7 protein-coding genes are annotated in these 14,797 nt (G+C 71.1%); 4 read left to right on the top strand and 3 right to left on the bottom strand.

The annotated features are described in order from the left end of the window. Positions 1 to 2: 2 nt before the first annotated feature. From ACFFIC_RS02490 to ACFFIC_RS02475, 4 genes are all read left to right on the top strand, one after another. Complete coding sequence (locus tag ACFFIC_RS02490) at positions 3 to 758, top strand: ABC transporter ATP-binding protein (RefSeq protein ID WP_377048471.1); 756 nt, start codon at positions 3 to 5, stop codon at positions 756 to 758. Further along, positions 751 to 1,455, top strand: a complete 705-nt coding sequence (locus ACFFIC_RS02485; RefSeq protein ID WP_377048470.1) for an ABC transporter ATP-binding protein — start codon at positions 751 to 753, stop codon at positions 1,453 to 1,455. Before ACFFIC_RS02490 ends, ACFFIC_RS02485 begins: the two co-directional genes overlap by 8 nt. A 50-nt stretch (positions 1,456 to 1,505) precedes the next feature. After that, on the top strand, positions 1,506 to 2,495 hold the full coding sequence (locus ACFFIC_RS02480; protein WP_377048469.1) for an amidohydrolase family protein: 990 nt from the start codon (positions 1,506 to 1,508) through the stop codon (positions 2,493 to 2,495). A 198-nt stretch (positions 2,496 to 2,693) separates the two neighbouring features. Next, the gene (locus tag ACFFIC_RS02475) at positions 2,694 to 3,083 is read left to right on the top strand and encodes a hypothetical protein (protein WP_377048468.1); all 390 of its coding nucleotides are present in this window, start codon (positions 2,694 to 2,696) and stop codon (positions 3,081 to 3,083) included. A gap of 41 nt (positions 3,084 to 3,124) precedes the next feature. On the opposite strand, the gene ACFFIC_RS02470 is transcribed toward ACFFIC_RS02475, so the two are convergent. The 3 genes from ACFFIC_RS02470 to ACFFIC_RS02460 all read right to left on the bottom strand — a co-directional run bounded on the left by ACFFIC_RS02470 (position 3,125) and on the right by ACFFIC_RS02460 (position 14,796). Further along, positions 3,125 to 12,778 (bottom strand): SdrD B-like domain-containing protein, encoded by a 9,654-nt coding sequence (locus ACFFIC_RS02470; protein ID WP_377048467.1) that lies wholly within the window; start codon positions 12,776 to 12,778, stop codon positions 3,125 to 3,127. 246 nt (positions 12,779 to 13,024) lie between these two features. Beyond that, positions 13,025 to 13,825, bottom strand: coding sequence for an SDR family NAD(P)-dependent oxidoreductase (locus tag ACFFIC_RS02465; protein WP_377048466.1), 801 nt, complete (start codon positions 13,823 to 13,825; stop codon positions 13,025 to 13,027). A 29-nt stretch (positions 13,826 to 13,854) separates the two neighbouring features. Further along, entirely contained in the window at positions 13,855 to 14,796 is a 942-nt protein-coding gene (locus tag ACFFIC_RS02460) for an SMP-30/gluconolactonase/LRE family protein (RefSeq protein ID WP_377048465.1), read from the bottom strand. Position 14,797: the final 1 nt, after the last annotated feature.

Genomic DNA, 14,797 nt, shown 5'->3' with positions numbered 1-14,797 from the left:
CCATGGACGATGGATTGGTGCTGGAGGAGGTCGGCGTCCGCTTCGGCGGCCTCCGCGCTGTGGAGGCGGTGTCGATCCGCGTGCCGGCCGGGCAGCGCCGTGCCATCATCGGGCCGAACGGCGCGGGCAAGACGACGCTGTTCAACGCCATCACCGGCGTGGTTCGCGCCTCCTCCGGGCGCGTGCTGCTGGAAGGGCGGGACGTGACGCGCCTGCCGGTGCACGCGCGGGCGCATCGCGGCATGGGGCGGACCTTCCAGATCACCAACCTGTTCCCGCGCCTGACGGTCATGGAGAACATGAGGCTCGCGCTGCGCGGCCTTTCGCCGCGACGCTTCTCCATCCTGGGACGCGACGGGCTGGACCGGGAGGAAGCAGGGCGGATCGAGGCCGCGCTGGCCTTGTCGCGCCTGTCGGGACGGCTGGACCAGGAGGTGCGCGCGCTCTCCTATGGGGAGCAGCGGCAGTTGGAGATGGCGATGGCGCTGGCCACGCGCCCGCGCCTGCTTCTGCTGGACGAGCCGGCGGCCGGCCTCTCGCCTTCCGAGCGGGTCATCGTCTCCGACATCATCCGCTCCCTGCCGCGCACGATGACGGTGGTGCTGATCGAGCATGACATGGACCTGGTGCTGAGCCTGGTGGACTGGGTGACGTGCCTGAACAACGGCCGCCTGCTGGTGGAGGCGGCGCCGGACGACATCCGCACGGACCCGCAGGTGCAGGAAGTCTATCTGGGCAAGGCCCGCCACGATGCTTGAGGTGGAGGGGATCCACAGCTTCTACGGCGAGGCCCATGTGCTGCACGGGCCGTCCTTGACCGTGCGGGACGGGGAGGTGCTGGCGCTGCTCGGCCGCAACGGCATGGGCAAGACCACGCTGATCCGATCGATCATGGGGCTGCGGCCGCCGGTGGTGCGGCGGGGCTCCGTGCGATGGAAGGGGCAGGAGCTGCTGGGGCTGGCACCGCACGAGATCGCGCGCAGGCGCATCGGCATCGTGCCGCAGGGGCGGCGGCTGTTTCCCTCGCTGACGGTGCTGGAGCACCTGACGACGCTCAAGCCCGCCGGCGCCCGGCATGGCTGGACGGTCGCCAAGGCCTTCGAGTTCTTTCCGCGCCTGGCCGAGCGGAAGTCCAACCGCGGCCACGAGCTTTCGGGCGGGGAGCGGCAGATGCTGGCCATCGCCCGCGCCCTGATGACCGATCCCGAGCTGGTCCTGATGGACGAGCCCTCCGAAGGGCTGGCCCCCGTGATGGTCCAGCACGTGGAGAGCATCGTCCTGGAGCTGAAGCGGGCCGGGCTCGCGATCCTGCTCGTCGAGCAGAACCTCTACAGCGCCCTGGCGCTGGCGGACCGTGTCTGCGTGCTGGAAACCGGGCGCGTGGTGCACGAGGCCGCGGCGAGCGAGGCCGGTCACGACCACGCGACCCTCACCCGCTTCCTCGGCGTCCACTGACGCCTCCCCGGCGTCGACTGGCGCCCACCCCGATCCGGACAGGCATCGCCATGATCGTCGACATGCACACCCATACCTTCTGCCCGGCGGTGGAGCCGCTGGTGCGGGACCAGCCCGGCTACGGCACCATCCCCTACAAGCGCGACATGTCGCCCGAGAGCGCGGCGACGGACGTGGAGCAGGGGGCGAAGCTGCGCGAGCCCTTCAACGACCTGGGGCGCCGGCGGACCGACATGGCGCGGATGCGGGTGGACGCGCAGGTGATCGCCCCCGCGCCGGGGCAGCAGCACTACTGGGCGGAGGCAGGGCTGCTGGCGCGGATCTCGGCCATGCAGAACGACCATGTGGCGGGGCTGGTGGCGCAGGACCGGGCGGCCTTCGCCGGGCTCGGCACCCTTCCCATGGCCGATGTGCCGGCCGCCATGGCCGAGGCGAGGCGTGGGGTGGAGGAGCTGGGCCTCCGTGGTTTCCAGATCGATTCCCGCGTGAACGAACGCGAGCTGTCCGACCGTGCCTTCGACCCGTTGTGGGACCGGCTTTCCACGCTCGGCGCGCTGCTCGTGATCCATCCGCTCGGGTTTTCGGAGGGCGCGCGGCTCGGTCCTTTCTTCATGGTCAACACGGTCGGGCAGCCGCTGGAGGAAACGATCGCCTTCCACCACCTCGTGCTCGGCGGGGTGATGGACCGGCATCCGGGTCTGCAGGTGCTGATCTGCCACGGCGGCGGCTACGTGCCCTCCTATGTCGGGCGGCTGGACCATGCCTGGGAGCACCGGCCGGAACTCCGCCGCCTCACGGCACGGCCGCCTTCCGCCTATTTGCCGCGCTTCTGGTTCGACACCTGCGTGTTCCGGCCCGACCTGATCGGCAACCTAGTGCGCCTCGCGGGGGCGGAGCGTGTGATGCTCGGCTCCGACTATCCCTTCGACATGGGCGATCTTGATCCGCTCGGCACGCTCGAGGCCTGCGAGGGGCTGGAGGCGGCGGACCGGGAGGCGATTGCCGGCGGCAATGCCCGCCGCCTGTTCCGGATGGGGTGAGGCATGGCCGGCGGGGCCCCACGCCGGCCGCCGCCCGATCGGGACAGGCCGCTGACGGGTTCACGCTCCGGCACCATTGCCATCGGCACGGCCGCCCGCGAGGCTGGGACCCGCGCCAAACACCGCGAATGACCTGGTTCCGCACTCGCGTGCGAAGGCGGCATCCCATGATCCCGTCAGGAGGGGCATAATGCCCCCATGAACCTGCGCGCCCTTTCCGACACCCAGTTGCTTCAAGCCGCCAGCGACGCGGCGGCGGCGGTCAGGGCGGAGCAAGCCCGGACCATCCCGCCCGTGAATCTGGCGACCCTTCTCGTCCGCCGTGACGCGCTGGCGGCGGAAGTGGCGCGCCGCCAGCTGGGCGAGGCATCCCCGGACCGGTCGCCTGCGTTCGCGGTGGCGAAGGCGGATCCCTGGTGGCTGTTCCACTGTCCTCGCTACGATGATCCCATCAAGGCGGCGCTGGTGGCGTTCAAGCGGGCCCGCGCGGCCGGAGCGGCCCAGGATGTCCTGGATACGCTCGAGGCGGAGCTGAACCGGCTGAAGCAGGTCAGGCAGGCGGCCATCCTGGAGGCGCGCGAGTCCTGACCGCGGCCACCTGAACGGCCGGGCAGCCCGCCGCCGGGCGGTCACGCAAAGAGGATGCCGAACTGTGCCGGGGCGGCGCTCATGATGTTGCCGGCGGTGAGCGCCTGGTGCTCCGCGCTTTCCGAGAAGGTGAGCACGGCGTCGGTGCGGGTGAAGGCGCCGCTGTCGATGCCGCTGACCCACTCCGCCTTGCCCGCCGGGTCGGAGCCGCGGTGGAGCGCGTTCGTGTAAAGCAGTTCCACGAAGTCGGCGGTCGAGCTGTTGGCACCGTAGCGCGCAACGAACTCGGTGCTGGCGGTGAAGCCGGCGGCCATGCTGGCGAGGGTCTGCGCGCCCGAGTCCAGCAGCCCGCGCCAGGCGGTCAGCCCGGCGAGGTCGGGCAGGCGGCCGAGGGTGGTGTCGTAGAGGCGTGCCACGGAGGCGGCGTTCTCCGAGACGTCCCAGATGCCCCGGGCGTCCTCGGCCGCATGGGCCTGCCTGTTCTCGGCGCTCTCGCTGAAGCCCAGCAGCACGGAGGCGCGGCTGGTGCCGGCCGCCAGCGCCGCATTCCACACGGCCGCGCCGCCCGGGTCCGGCGCGCGGCCGAGGACGTTCTGGTAGAGTTGCCCGATGTAGTCCTGGTTGCTCTGGTTGCCGTAGCGCGCCGCGAACTCGGGGCTGCCCAGAAAGGCTTCCGCCAGTTGCAGCAGGGGCTGCCCCTTCTCCACCTGCCCGGTCCAGACGTTCAGCCCCGACTGGTCCGCGCCGCGGCCAAGGGCGGTTTCGTAGAGCCGGTTGACCCGGGCCGCCGCGCTGTCGCTCGACAGGTGCAGCCGGCCATCCGCGAAGTCCACCTCCTCGACCCCCCGCAGCAGCACGGTGCGCGCGCCCATGTCGAGCCGGAGGCTGCCATCCCCCAGCAACGTGGTTCCGGTGCCCCGGAAGCCGCCCTGGGACACGGCGATGTCGAAGCCGGCTCCTGCCTCCACCCAATCGTTGCCGGCACCGAGCACCAGCCGGTCGTTCGTGCCGGTTCCCGCCAGGAGGCGGTCGAAGGCGACGCCGGACAGGTCGGGCGCGGCGGGCGGCGCGTCGGCCGGGGGGAAGGACCCGGCCACCGTGATGCTGCCGGTGCCGCGGAAGCCCGACGCCCAGTTCTGCGCCAGCACCGGCACCACCAGGTCCGCGCCGAACAGCTCGCCGGGCGCGCCGGACAGCGAGGGCACGAAGCGCACGCCGGGCAGCGTGTCGCCGGGCAGGGCGCCCTGGAACATGTTGTTGTTCAGGACGAAGCCGGAGTCCGGGCCGAGGTAAAGGGACATCCGCCCGTCGGGCGTGCGCTGGATGGCCGAGAAGCCGCTGTAGCCGTAGATGGTGAGCGTGTCGCCTTCCGCCGGGTTCAGGTCGAAGATCATGTCCACGCCGTCGCCCGCCTGCCAGACGAAGGCATCGGCCCCGCCATTGCCTTGCAGCTCGTCGCCGAACACGATGCCGGCCAGGTTGCCCTCGGCGTCCAGGGCCATGCGGCCGCCATCGCGCCCGCCGATGATCAGGTCCGTGCCGTCGGCGCCGACCAGGCTGTCGTTGCCGCTGCCGCCCGCCACCACGTCGTTGCCCTCGTTGCCGGTCAGCAGGTCGCCGCCCGCGCCGCCGAAAAGGCTGTCGTCGCCGCCCTCGCCCTGCATGTTGTCGGCGCCGGCGCCCGCCATCAGCGTGTCGTTGCCGTTGCCGCCCTCGCCGATGTCGTCGCCCGCCCCGCCCAGGATCAGGTCGTCGCCGACCTGCCCCTGGACGTTGTCGTTGCCGTTGCCGCCCGAGAGCGTGTCGTTGCCGTCATGGCCGTTCAGTGCGTCGTCGCCTTCGCCGCCGAACAGGGTGTCGTTGCCGCCGAGGCCGTGCAGGTTGTCGTTGCCGCCCTCGCCATAGACCAGCTCCGGGCTGTCCGTTCCTGGGTAGCCGTTGCCGCCGCCGCCAAGCGCGAGGCCCGGGACGAGGGAGGGCGTGCCGATCAGCTTGAGGGCGAGCCCCGCCGTGCTGAGCAGGTTCGATCCCCCGGAGGACAGCGTCACCAGCAGGCTGGAGATGCCGTTCGCCGGAGTGGCGTCGCTGTCGGCGGCTTCGGACCCGCCGCGGTCCTGCGCGGTGAAGGCCGTGCCGATCAGGGGCGCGAAGCCGACGCGGTAGCTGCCGGGGATCAGGCCTGCGAAGCTGTAGGCGCCCGCGGCATCCGTTGCTGTCACCGGCCCCAGCGGGTTGCCCTGGGGGTCGAGCAGCCGCACCGGCACGCCCGGCAGGCCCTGCTCGCCCGTGCCCCGCAGGCCGTCGCCATCGGTGTCGAACCAGACCGTGCCGCCCACCGTCACCGGGCGGTAGAGGCCCGCGTCCTGGCCGAGGTCGGGCGCGGTGCTCGCGAAGGCGGCCGTGCTGCCATCGGCGCGGGCGTCGCTGTCGATGGCGTCGTCGGCGCCGACGTCGCGGCGGGTGACGGCATAGCCGGCCGGGGCCACGAACTGCAGGCTGTAGGTGCCGCTGGGATGCCCCGCGAAGAGGTAGGTTCCATCGGGCGCCGTGGCGGTCTGCGCCACCTCGGCGCCCGCGGCGTCCAGCAGGCGCACCGTGACGTTGGCGATGCCGGGCTCGCCGGCATCCTGCAGCCCGTTGCCGTTGAGGTCCTCCCAGACACGGTCGCCGATCCGTGTGTTGTACGAGAAGCCGGCGTCGGCCTGTCGCGCCACCTCGCCGGAGGTGAGCGTGACGACGCCGGTGGTGCCGGTTCCGTCAATGTCGCTGTCGGTCGCGTCGTCGCCGACATCCTGGGGCGACGGTCGGGCCTGGGCGGGTGTGTCGAAGCGGACGCGGTAGCTGCCCGGCACGAGGCCGGAGAAGAGGTAGTTGCCCTGCGCGTCCGTGGTGACGGACCGGTTGGCCGAACTCCCGTCCGCATTCAGCAGCGCGACGCGCACCCCGCCGATGCCGGTGTCGCCGGCGTCCTGCACGCCGTTGGCGTTGCGGTCGAGGAAGACCCGGTCGCCCAGCGAGGCCGGCTGCCAGAGCCCGACATCCAGCCGCGTTTCCTGCGTGCCGGAGGAGAGCACGAAGCTGTCGGACGCCCGCGCGCCGGGATCGAGGTCACTGTCCGTTGCCTCGCCGCCGCGGTTGGAGGGGGAGACCGACCAGTTCGCCGCCTCCGCGGCGATGCGGTAGGTGGCGGGGATCAGGCCGCTGAACAGGTAGGCGCCGCTCGCATCCGTGGTGGTGGTGGCGAGCGTGGCGCCCGCCGCGTCGAGCAAGCGCAGCGCGATCCCCGCGAGGCCGGACTCCCCCGCATCCTGGAGGCCGTTGGCGTTCAGGTCGTGGAACACGCGGTCGCCCAGAGAGGCCGGAACATAGAGCCCGGCATCCAGGCTGCGGTCATCCGCACCGGCGGGCAGGGCGATGCTGGCGGTGCGGCCGGTGGCGCGGTCGGCATCGCTGTCGATCGCGTCGTTTGCTCCGACATTGGCCAGCGTGAAGGCCTGCGCGGCGGGACGCGCGAAGCTGACCGCGTAGCTGCCGGGCACAAGGTCGGAGAACAGGTACTGACCGGTCGCGTCCGAAGCCGTGCTGCGCCCGGTGTCGTTGCCCGCGACGTCGAGCAGCCGCACGGTGACGCCGGCGATGCCGCCCTCTCCCGGGTCCTGCAGGCCGTTGCCGTTCATGTCCAGGAAAACGTTGCCGCCGAGCCTCGCCTCCACGTCGCGCACCGTGTCGGTGTCGGAGACGCCGCCGTAGGCGACGCCGGCCGCGACGCCGTAGGCATTGGCGGGGGTCGCGGCCGTCAGGGTCGCGGCATTGGTCAGCAGGGTGCCGCTGGCCGGTGCCGTGCTCACGCGGGCCTGCACCTCAACCACCAGCGCGTCGGCGGTGGTGGTCTGGTTGTCGCCCGCGTTCAGCAGGGTGCCGAAGTTGAAGCCGACCGTCCGCGCCACGGCGTTCCAGGTTCCGCTGGCGCCCACCGCCAGGCTGGAGCCGGTGAGCGCGCCGAGCGACACCACGCGGGAGGCGACGTAGTCCAGCCCGGTCGGCAGCAGGTCGCTCAGGCTGATCGCCTGCGATCCTTCGGCAAGCGTCGCGGTGATCCGCCACGTCACCAGCTCACCCGGCGCAACGTCGCTGCCGGCGGTGGCGGCGTTGTCGGTGGCGTAGAGGGCCTTGTCCACCGCGTTGGCGAGGCTGACGGTGACCGTCGCGGGATCGCTGGCGGTCAGGCCCGTCCCGGAGGAGGGCGCGGTGTCGTAGCGCAGCCCGGCCGTGTTGCTGATCACCTGCCCGTTGACCACGCCATCGGCCAGACGGGCCTGATAGGTGACCACCACGGGTGCCGCGCCCTGGGCGAGGCTGTCCAGGGTCAGGCGCAGCGCGCCGCCGCCGCCGCCCAGGGTGCCGGCCGTGGTGGTGGCCGAGCCCGCCACAAGGGTCAGGCCGGGCGCCAGGAGATCGTCGAGCTGCAGGTTGTAGGCGGGCGCCGTGCTGCCCGGCGCGTGCCGGATGGCGACGGAATAGGTGACGAGGTCGGCGCCGTCGCCGGTGGTGGCCGGCGTGGACTTGTCCACCAGCAGGAGCGGCCGCACCACCTCCACCGGCGCGCTGGCGCTGGCCGTCGCCAGGCCGCCGCCATTGGGCGCGGAGGTTTCCACCAGCGCCGTGTTGGTCAGCGGGGTGCCGGCGGCAAGGCCGGGGTCCGTCACGCGGGCCGTGACCAGCACCGAGAACTGGTCCCGCGCGTCGCGCAAGTTGTCGCCGAGGTTGGTGACGGTGCCGAAGTCCATGCGGGTGAGCTGCCCGGTGGTCGACACCACTGGCGCCGCGAGGCCCTGGAGGTTGACGCCCACGGTCTCGAGCGCTGTGCCGAGCAGGGTCATGCCCGTGGGCAGCGTGTCGCTCAGCACCAGGCGCTGCGTCCCCTCGCCGAGCGTTGCGAGCAGGCGGAACGTCACGGTTTCGCCGATCGCGAGGTCCGTCACGCCCGCGTTGAAGAAGGCGCTGCCCGTTCCGGCATCGCCGGTGGAAAGGACGGTCTTCGTGACCCCCGGCGAAAGGGCGACCACCCGTGTCTCGGTGTCCTGCGCCATGGGACCCGCGCGGCCGCCGGTGCCCGCGAGGTTGTCATAGGCGACGCTGGCCGTGTTGGAGAGAACCTGGCCGGGCGTGACGGCATCCGCCGCGCGGGCCCGGTAGGTCACCGTGAGCGGCGTGCCGCCCAGCGCGAGCTGCCCCACCGAGACGGAGATCGCGCCGCCCGAAGCGGTGGCGGTTCCGGCGCTCGCGGCAAGGCTGCCCGCAACAAGCTCCAGTCCGACGGGCAGCAAATCCTGCACCAGCAGGTCATAGGCATTGAGCTGGCTGGTCGAGGCGTGGCTGACCGTCAGCGTGTAGGTGATCTCCGCCCCGGCATCGAGTGCGGTTCCCGCCGCGACCGACGAAGCCTTGTCGATGGCGAGGCGGGGCTCCACCACCTCGGCGCGCACCGTCGCGCTGCCGCCCGCGAGGCCATTCGCTTCCGCATAGGCGATGTTGGTGATGGTGTCGCCGTTCTCGTTGGAGACGGCATCCAGCAGCCGGGCCTGCAGGCGTATGGTGATGCGGTCGCTCGCACCCGCGAGGTCGTCGGGAAGGTTCGTGAGATCGCCGAAGCTCAGGATCACCCGGTCCGCGGTGCCGTTGCCGTTGCTGTCGCCCGTCGTGACGAGCGGCGCGCCGACGGCGGCGCCCGACAGGGCGCGAATGCCGCTGCCGACGGCAACCACGCTCGCCGAGCCATCCACATAGGCCAGGCGCCCGCCCATTCCGGTCACCAGCGTGTCGGGCAGGAGGTCGGTGATGCGGAAGCCGGGGCTGTCGCCCTCCGGCAGGGTGACGGTGATCTCGAAGGTGGCGGTCTCGCCGATCTTGAGGTCGGTTAGGCTGGTGTAGCGCCCGGTGCCGGTATCGGCGGCATCGGTGGCTGATATCGTCTTGACGGTGGTGGGGCGGGGAACGGTGAAGCTCGCGCCGGCGGAGGCGGTGTAGCTCCGCTCCGTGGAATCCGTGCCGGGCAGGGTCGTGCCGGTGACGCTGGCACTGCCCGACACCACCGTGCCCGCCGCGATGTGGGTGTCCACGGCCGCCTGGAAGGTGACCGTCAGCGTCTCGCCGGGGTCCAGGCGCGAAAGATCGACCCGCAGGCCGGTGTCGGCGTTGCCGTTGCCGGTCACCACGGTCGCCCCGGCGGCGGCACCTGCCACGGTCACGGTGCCCGGCCGGAAGGCGGCATTGGGGGGCAGGGTGGCCAGCAGATCCGTGAGCGTCAGGTCGAAGGCGGCGGCACCGTAGGTGCCGTTGCCGTTCGCGACCTTCACCGTATAGGTAAGGAGGTCCCCCGCATCCGCCGTTGTCTTGTTGATCGACTTGGTGATGCTGAGCGCGGGCTCCACGAGTTCCAAGCTGGCTGTGGCGCTGGCGGTGACGGTTGTGCCGGTCTCGTCGCCGTCCGCGACGCTGACGGTTCCGGTGTTGATTAGCAGGTCGCCCGCGGTGTTGCCGGGGAGGTTCTTGGCGCGCGCCACCACCTCGATGGTCAGCAGGTCGCCCGCGGTTTCCAGGTTGTCGGCGGCGTTGAGGATATCGCCGAGAACGAAGCTGACGGTGTCGCGCACCCCGTCATTGTCGCGGTCGGTGATGACCGGCGTCGCCTGGGCGTTCACGCCGGACAGCTGGGCGCCGACGGAGGTGATGCGGGCGGAGACGAATTCCAGGTCCCCGTTGCTGTTGGGCAGCAGGTCCTGGATGCGAAGGTCGCGGTTCAGCCCCTCCGAGAGGCGGACGGTCAAGGTGTAGGTAACGGTTTCGCCGATCGCGAGATCCGTGACGGCGGCATCGCCCCGCGTGCTGGCGGTGTGAGCGGCGGAGGTGCTGATCACCGCCTTGGTGATCGCGGGGCCGGCGGTCGCGATGCCGGCGCCGTCGGCCATGTCCGCGGCCGCGCTGCTGGGCACGCGGTTGGTGCCGCCCTCCAGCGCCGCGTAGTTCACGATGCTGGCGGTGTTGAGATAGGCGCTGCCGGGCTGCACGGCGGTGCCGTCCGGATTGGACGACAGCAGCAGGTCGTAGGTGACGACGACGATGTTGCGGCCGCTGGTGGCGTCATAGGCGTCCACCGCGCCATCGCGGAGCCCGGGATCGGTCAGGCGTAGGCCGCCGCTCGTGCCGAACAGCCCGCCGCCTTCCAGCGTATAGGAAAGGGCACGGCCGGCGCCGTCCGTCGCCCGGAGGTTCAGGCCTGTGGCGGGAACCGAAAGGCCGGTGGGCAGAAGGTCGCGCAGGAGCAGGTCGAAGGCGCCGTTCAGCCCGGTGCCGAGGTTTTCGACCACCAGGGCGAAGCTCACCACGTCGCCGGCATCGAGGCCGGTCACGTTGGCGTCGAGCGGCTGCGCCGCCAGTGCCGCACTGCTGACCGTGCCGCTGAAGCGGTTGCCGGCCGTGCCGGGCGCGGTCCAGGCGATGCCCGCCGGGCTCCAGGCGCCGCCATCGGCGTCGGCGATCACGGCGCGCGCGTTGCTGCCGGCGATGACGGACTTGGTGATCGAGAGCTTCGGCTCGGTCAGCGTGAACTGGATGATCGCGTTGTCTTCGGCCACCTGGCCCTGGGAGTTCGTCTCGGTGGACGTAACCTGGTTGGTCAGCAGCAGGCCGTCGCCGAAGGGGGCGTCCACCACGCGGACGGTGAAGAGCAGGTCGATGGTGGAGGCGTCGTAGTTGCCCGCATCCACGTCGCCGAAGTCGAAGACCAGGCTGTTCGCCGTGGCGTCCCAGCGCAGCGTGGGCGTGACGGAGCGGTCTCCGCTGTTGTGGAAGCTGTCGCCGGGGCCGAAGCTCGCCTGCCCCACGGTGGGGGGCGTTGCGGAAACAGCGCCGGTGAAGGTGAAGCCCGTGGGGGTCGCCGGGTTGCCGTCGGGATCGGCGGCCAGCAGCACGGGCAGCGGCAGGTAGTCCGTCAGGCGGACCTGGTGCGCGCTGGTGAGCGGCAGGTCGAGCTTGAGCCGGAAGGTGATCTCGTCGCCGGCCACCACGGCGCTGCCCGCCGGGGCCAGCACGCCGTTGATCGCGTAGATCGACTTCTCGACGTTGCTGACCGGCAGCGTCACGCCCGCCGCGCTGTTGTCGGCGATGGCGCGGTCCGTGGCGGCCACCTCGCCGGAGAAGACCACGCCATTGTCCAGCCGGTCGCCCTGGTCCACGAGACCGTCCGCCGGGACGGGGCCGGCCCAGCCGCGCTCGATCACCGAGCGGAAGCTGACGGTTGCCGTCGCGGGGTTGGGGCTGCCCGCGCCGCCGCCCTGCAGCGCGTCGTCGATCCCGCGCGCGCGCAGTTCTGCCGAGACGTCGAAGCGAAGGGTGGAGAGGCCGGTCACGGCATCCCGCACGACGGTGTACTGCGACATGGCGCCGGTGAAGATAGTCCGCCCGCCTTCCTGCACGGTCAGCACCGGCTGGAAGCCGCTGTCGAAGCGCTGGCCGTCGCCGAGGCTGTCGGTGAGGAGGAGGTGGTCGACCTCGAAGTAGTTGGAGACCTGCCCCTCCAGCCGCCAAAGCAGGTGCCCGCCCGGCTCGGCCGCGTCCACCACGGAGACGTATTTCTGGACCGCGATGGACTTGCCGGTGATCACGTCCTCCGGCCCGGCCGGATCCAGCGCGACGACGGTCAACGCGTCACGGGTGTCGGTCGGAGTCCAGTTGCCGGAAAGCTGCGCCTGGTCGCGCATCAGCCGGAAGGCCCCCGTGGCCGGGTCCAGGACCGGCGTGCCGTCGGACAGGGTCTCGCCGATGTAGTAGTCGATCTTCAGCGTCGGCGGCGCCCCGCCGCCGGTGACCGCGCCGTTGAACGCCGCGGTCACCTGGCGCCCGTCGGGGCTGATCGTCACCGTGCCGGTGCCGTTCACGATGCTGGCGCCGCGCAGCACCACCCCGTCGGGCAGGGTGTCCGTCAGCGTGAAGTTCGTGAGGCTCTGGCCGGGCGCGATCAGCCCCTGCACCAGCCATGAACGGGGATAGGACGGCCCCGTGGCCGTTTCCTGTTCCGGCCCGACATAGACGACATCGACCTGCGCGACCTGCGGCGTCAGGCTGAGCGAGGCGGAGGCGCCGCGAACGGGCGAATCGGCCGCCGGGTTGTCGAGCGCGTCGCGCCCGAATGCGAAGCCACCCGTCGCTGAGAGCGAGAGAGGCGTGCCGAGGTCCGCACCGGAGGATACGCCAAGCCGCAGCTCGATATCCGTCGGTGTCTGCGCGTCTGTGAAGCTGCCGAAGGGAAGGCTGAGGACGACCAGCGCGTCGCCGGGCGTGCCGGTGATGACGAGCGGCGCGCCGCCTGCCTGGCGCGCGAAGGGATGCGTGATCTTGCCGGTCGCGTCGAACTCCAGGACCTGTGCCGAGACGGCCTGGCCGAGATAGGTGGCCGAACGGAAAGCCAGTCCGTCATTGACGGGGAGATTGCCCGGGCCGGCGCCGTCCGCCCCGTTCCGCGGCAGGAGAATGTCGATGTAGGGCGCGAAGCCGACGCTGGAACCGGCAGCCGCATTCGACTGGTTGTCAAAGGTGAGAAGAACAACCTGTTCCCGGCCGATCAGTGTGTCGAACGAATTTCCCGATCCCGCGGTCTGGTTGCTGATCGCCAGCTTCACCACCGGATTTGCGGCCATTGCAGACAACCTTTATTCCGGCCGCAGTGAAGCGACTAAGTGAATCACGACCGGCAGGCTCATACCTCTATGTTGATCACGCCCTCGGTAGGGTTTTGTAAACAAACCTAAAGACGGTTAATGGTCGAAACGATCATCCTGACTGCGCGGGCGCGAGGGCCATGCAGCGCACGGTCCTCCCTGCGGGACGCGCAAGGTGCCAATCCAATGGCCGGGCTGACCGCCGGTCCAGCACCCTCGCAGCGCTCAGTCGCAGCGGACGGACATGCCGCCATCCACCACGATTTCGGTTCCGGTGACGAAGCGCGCCTCGTCGGATGCGAGGAACAGCGCGGCATTGGCGGTATCGCGGCCGTCCCCGGCGAAGCCCAGCGGGATGCGTTTCATCCGTTGCGCCAGGAGGGCCTGGGTGTCGCCATCCGCGCGCTGGCCGGCGAGGCGCACCTCGACCATGGGCGTGTGCATCTGGCCGGGCACCACCGTGTTCACGCGGATGTTGCGGGCGGCATACTGCACGGCGACCACCCGCGAGAACTGGATGATGCCGGCCTTGGAGGCCGCATAGGCGACCTGCGCCGCGCCGGTCCAGCGGATGCCGGAGGTGGAGGCGGTGTTGACGATCGCGCCGCCGCCCTGCGCCTCCATGATCGGCAGCACGTGCTTGCAGGCGAGAAAGACGCTCTTCAGGTTGTAGTCGATCTGGGTGTCCCAGACCTCCTCGCTCATTTCCACCGGCCCACCCTTGGCGGAGCCGCCGACATTGTTCACGAGGATGTCGATCCGGCCGAAGGCGTCGTGCGCCTCCTGCACCATGGCGGCGATGGACCTGGCGCTCATCACGTCGCAGGTGCCGGGCGTGAAGCTGCCGCCCTCCTCGCGGATGCGGGCGGCCGTCTCCTCCATGGCGGCAGGGTCCCTGTCGACGCCGAACACCCTCGCGCCCTCGCGGGCGAAGAGCACGGCCGCGGCGCGGCCGTTGCCCCAGCCCGGCCCGACGGAGCCGGCGCCCGTGATGATCGCGACCTTGCCCTCGAGCCGTCCTGCCATGCCGCTGTCCTTTCTCGTGGCCGCCCCGGCTAGCCGCCGGGCGTCCCCTGCGTGTTGACGTGAAGGGCGTAAAGCGAGTGGCTGGCCGCCATGAAAAGGCGGTTGCGGCGGATGCCACCGAAGCAAAGATTGGCGCAGCGCTCGGGCAGGTGGATGTGGCCGATCGGCGCGCCGGCGGGGTTGAAGACGCGCACGCCGTCCTGCTCCGGGTCCATGCCCCAGCCGCACCAGAGATTGCCGTCGATGTCCACGCAAAAGCCGTCGGGCGTGCCGGTGCCGGCGTCCACGAGCACGCGGCTGTTGCGAAGCCTGTCGCCATCGACGTCGAAGACGCGGATGGTGCGCGGGCGCGAGCGGCTCTCGATCACGTAGAGCTTCGCTTCGTCGGGGCTGAAGGCCAGCCCGTTGGGCCCGCTCACCTCCTCCGCCACCACCGTCGCGCGGCCCGTGGCGCCGTCGATCCGGTAGATCCGTTCCGGAAGCTCCTGCTCCGCCTTCAGGCCCTGGTAGTGGCCGAGGATGCCGAAGGGTGGGTCGGTGAACCATATGGAGCCGTCCGACTTCACCACCACGTCATTGGGCGAGTTCAGGCGGCGGCCCTCGAAGGCATCGAGGAGGACGGTGATGGCCCCGTCATGCTCGGTGCGCGTCACGCGGCGGCCGCCCTGCTCGCCGCCGTGCTCGCAGGTGACCAGCCTGCCCTCGCGGTCACGCGTGTTGCCGTTGGCGTGGTTCGATGGCGCGCGGAAGGTTGCGACGCCGCCCGTTGCCTCGCTCCAGCACAGGATGCGGTCGTTCGGCACGTCGCTGAACAGCAGGTTGCGCCAGGCGCCGAACCAGACAGGCCCTTCCGCCCAGCGGCAGCCGGTGTGGAGGCGCTCCACCCCGGCAAGGGCGAGGTGGTAGCGCTCGAAGCTCGGGTCGAGCGCACGGATCGCCGGATCGGGGTAGCGCAGGCTCGGCTCCCACATG

It is taken from the genome of Muricoccus vinaceus, assembly GCF_042433125.1.
Lineage (GTDB): Bacteria > Pseudomonadota > Alphaproteobacteria > Acetobacterales > Acetobacteraceae > Roseomonas > Roseomonas vinacea.
The sequence above is the reverse complement of the archived record's forward strand: the minus strand, read 5'-3'. Positions and strand labels throughout refer to the sequence as shown.

Bases quoted from the DNA above. Each gene is read 5' to 3' on its own strand.
- ACFFIC_RS02490 (WP_377048471.1), top strand. From the start codon at position 3: ATGGACGATGGATTGGTGCTGGAGGAGGTCGGCGTCCGCTTCGGCGGC.
- ACFFIC_RS02485 (WP_377048470.1), top strand. From the start codon at position 751: ATGCTTGAGGTGGAGGGGATCCACAGCTTCTACGGCGAGGCCCATGTG.
- ACFFIC_RS02480 (WP_377048469.1), top strand. From the start codon at position 1,506: ATGATCGTCGACATGCACACCCATACCTTCTGCCCGGCGGTGGAGCCG.
- ACFFIC_RS02475 (WP_377048468.1), top strand. From the start codon at position 2,694: ATGAACCTGCGCGCCCTTTCCGACACCCAGTTGCTTCAAGCCGCCAGC.
- ACFFIC_RS02470 (WP_377048467.1), bottom strand. From the start codon at position 12,778: ATGGCCGCAAATCCGGTGGTGAAGCTGGCGATCAGCAACCAGACCGCG.
- ACFFIC_RS02465 (WP_377048466.1), bottom strand. From the start codon at position 13,825: ATGGCAGGACGGCTCGAGGGCAAGGTCGCGATCATCACGGGCGCCGGC.
- ACFFIC_RS02460 (WP_377048465.1), bottom strand. From the start codon at position 14,796: ATGTGGGAGCCGAGCCTGCGCTACCCCGATCCGGCGATCCGTGCGCTC.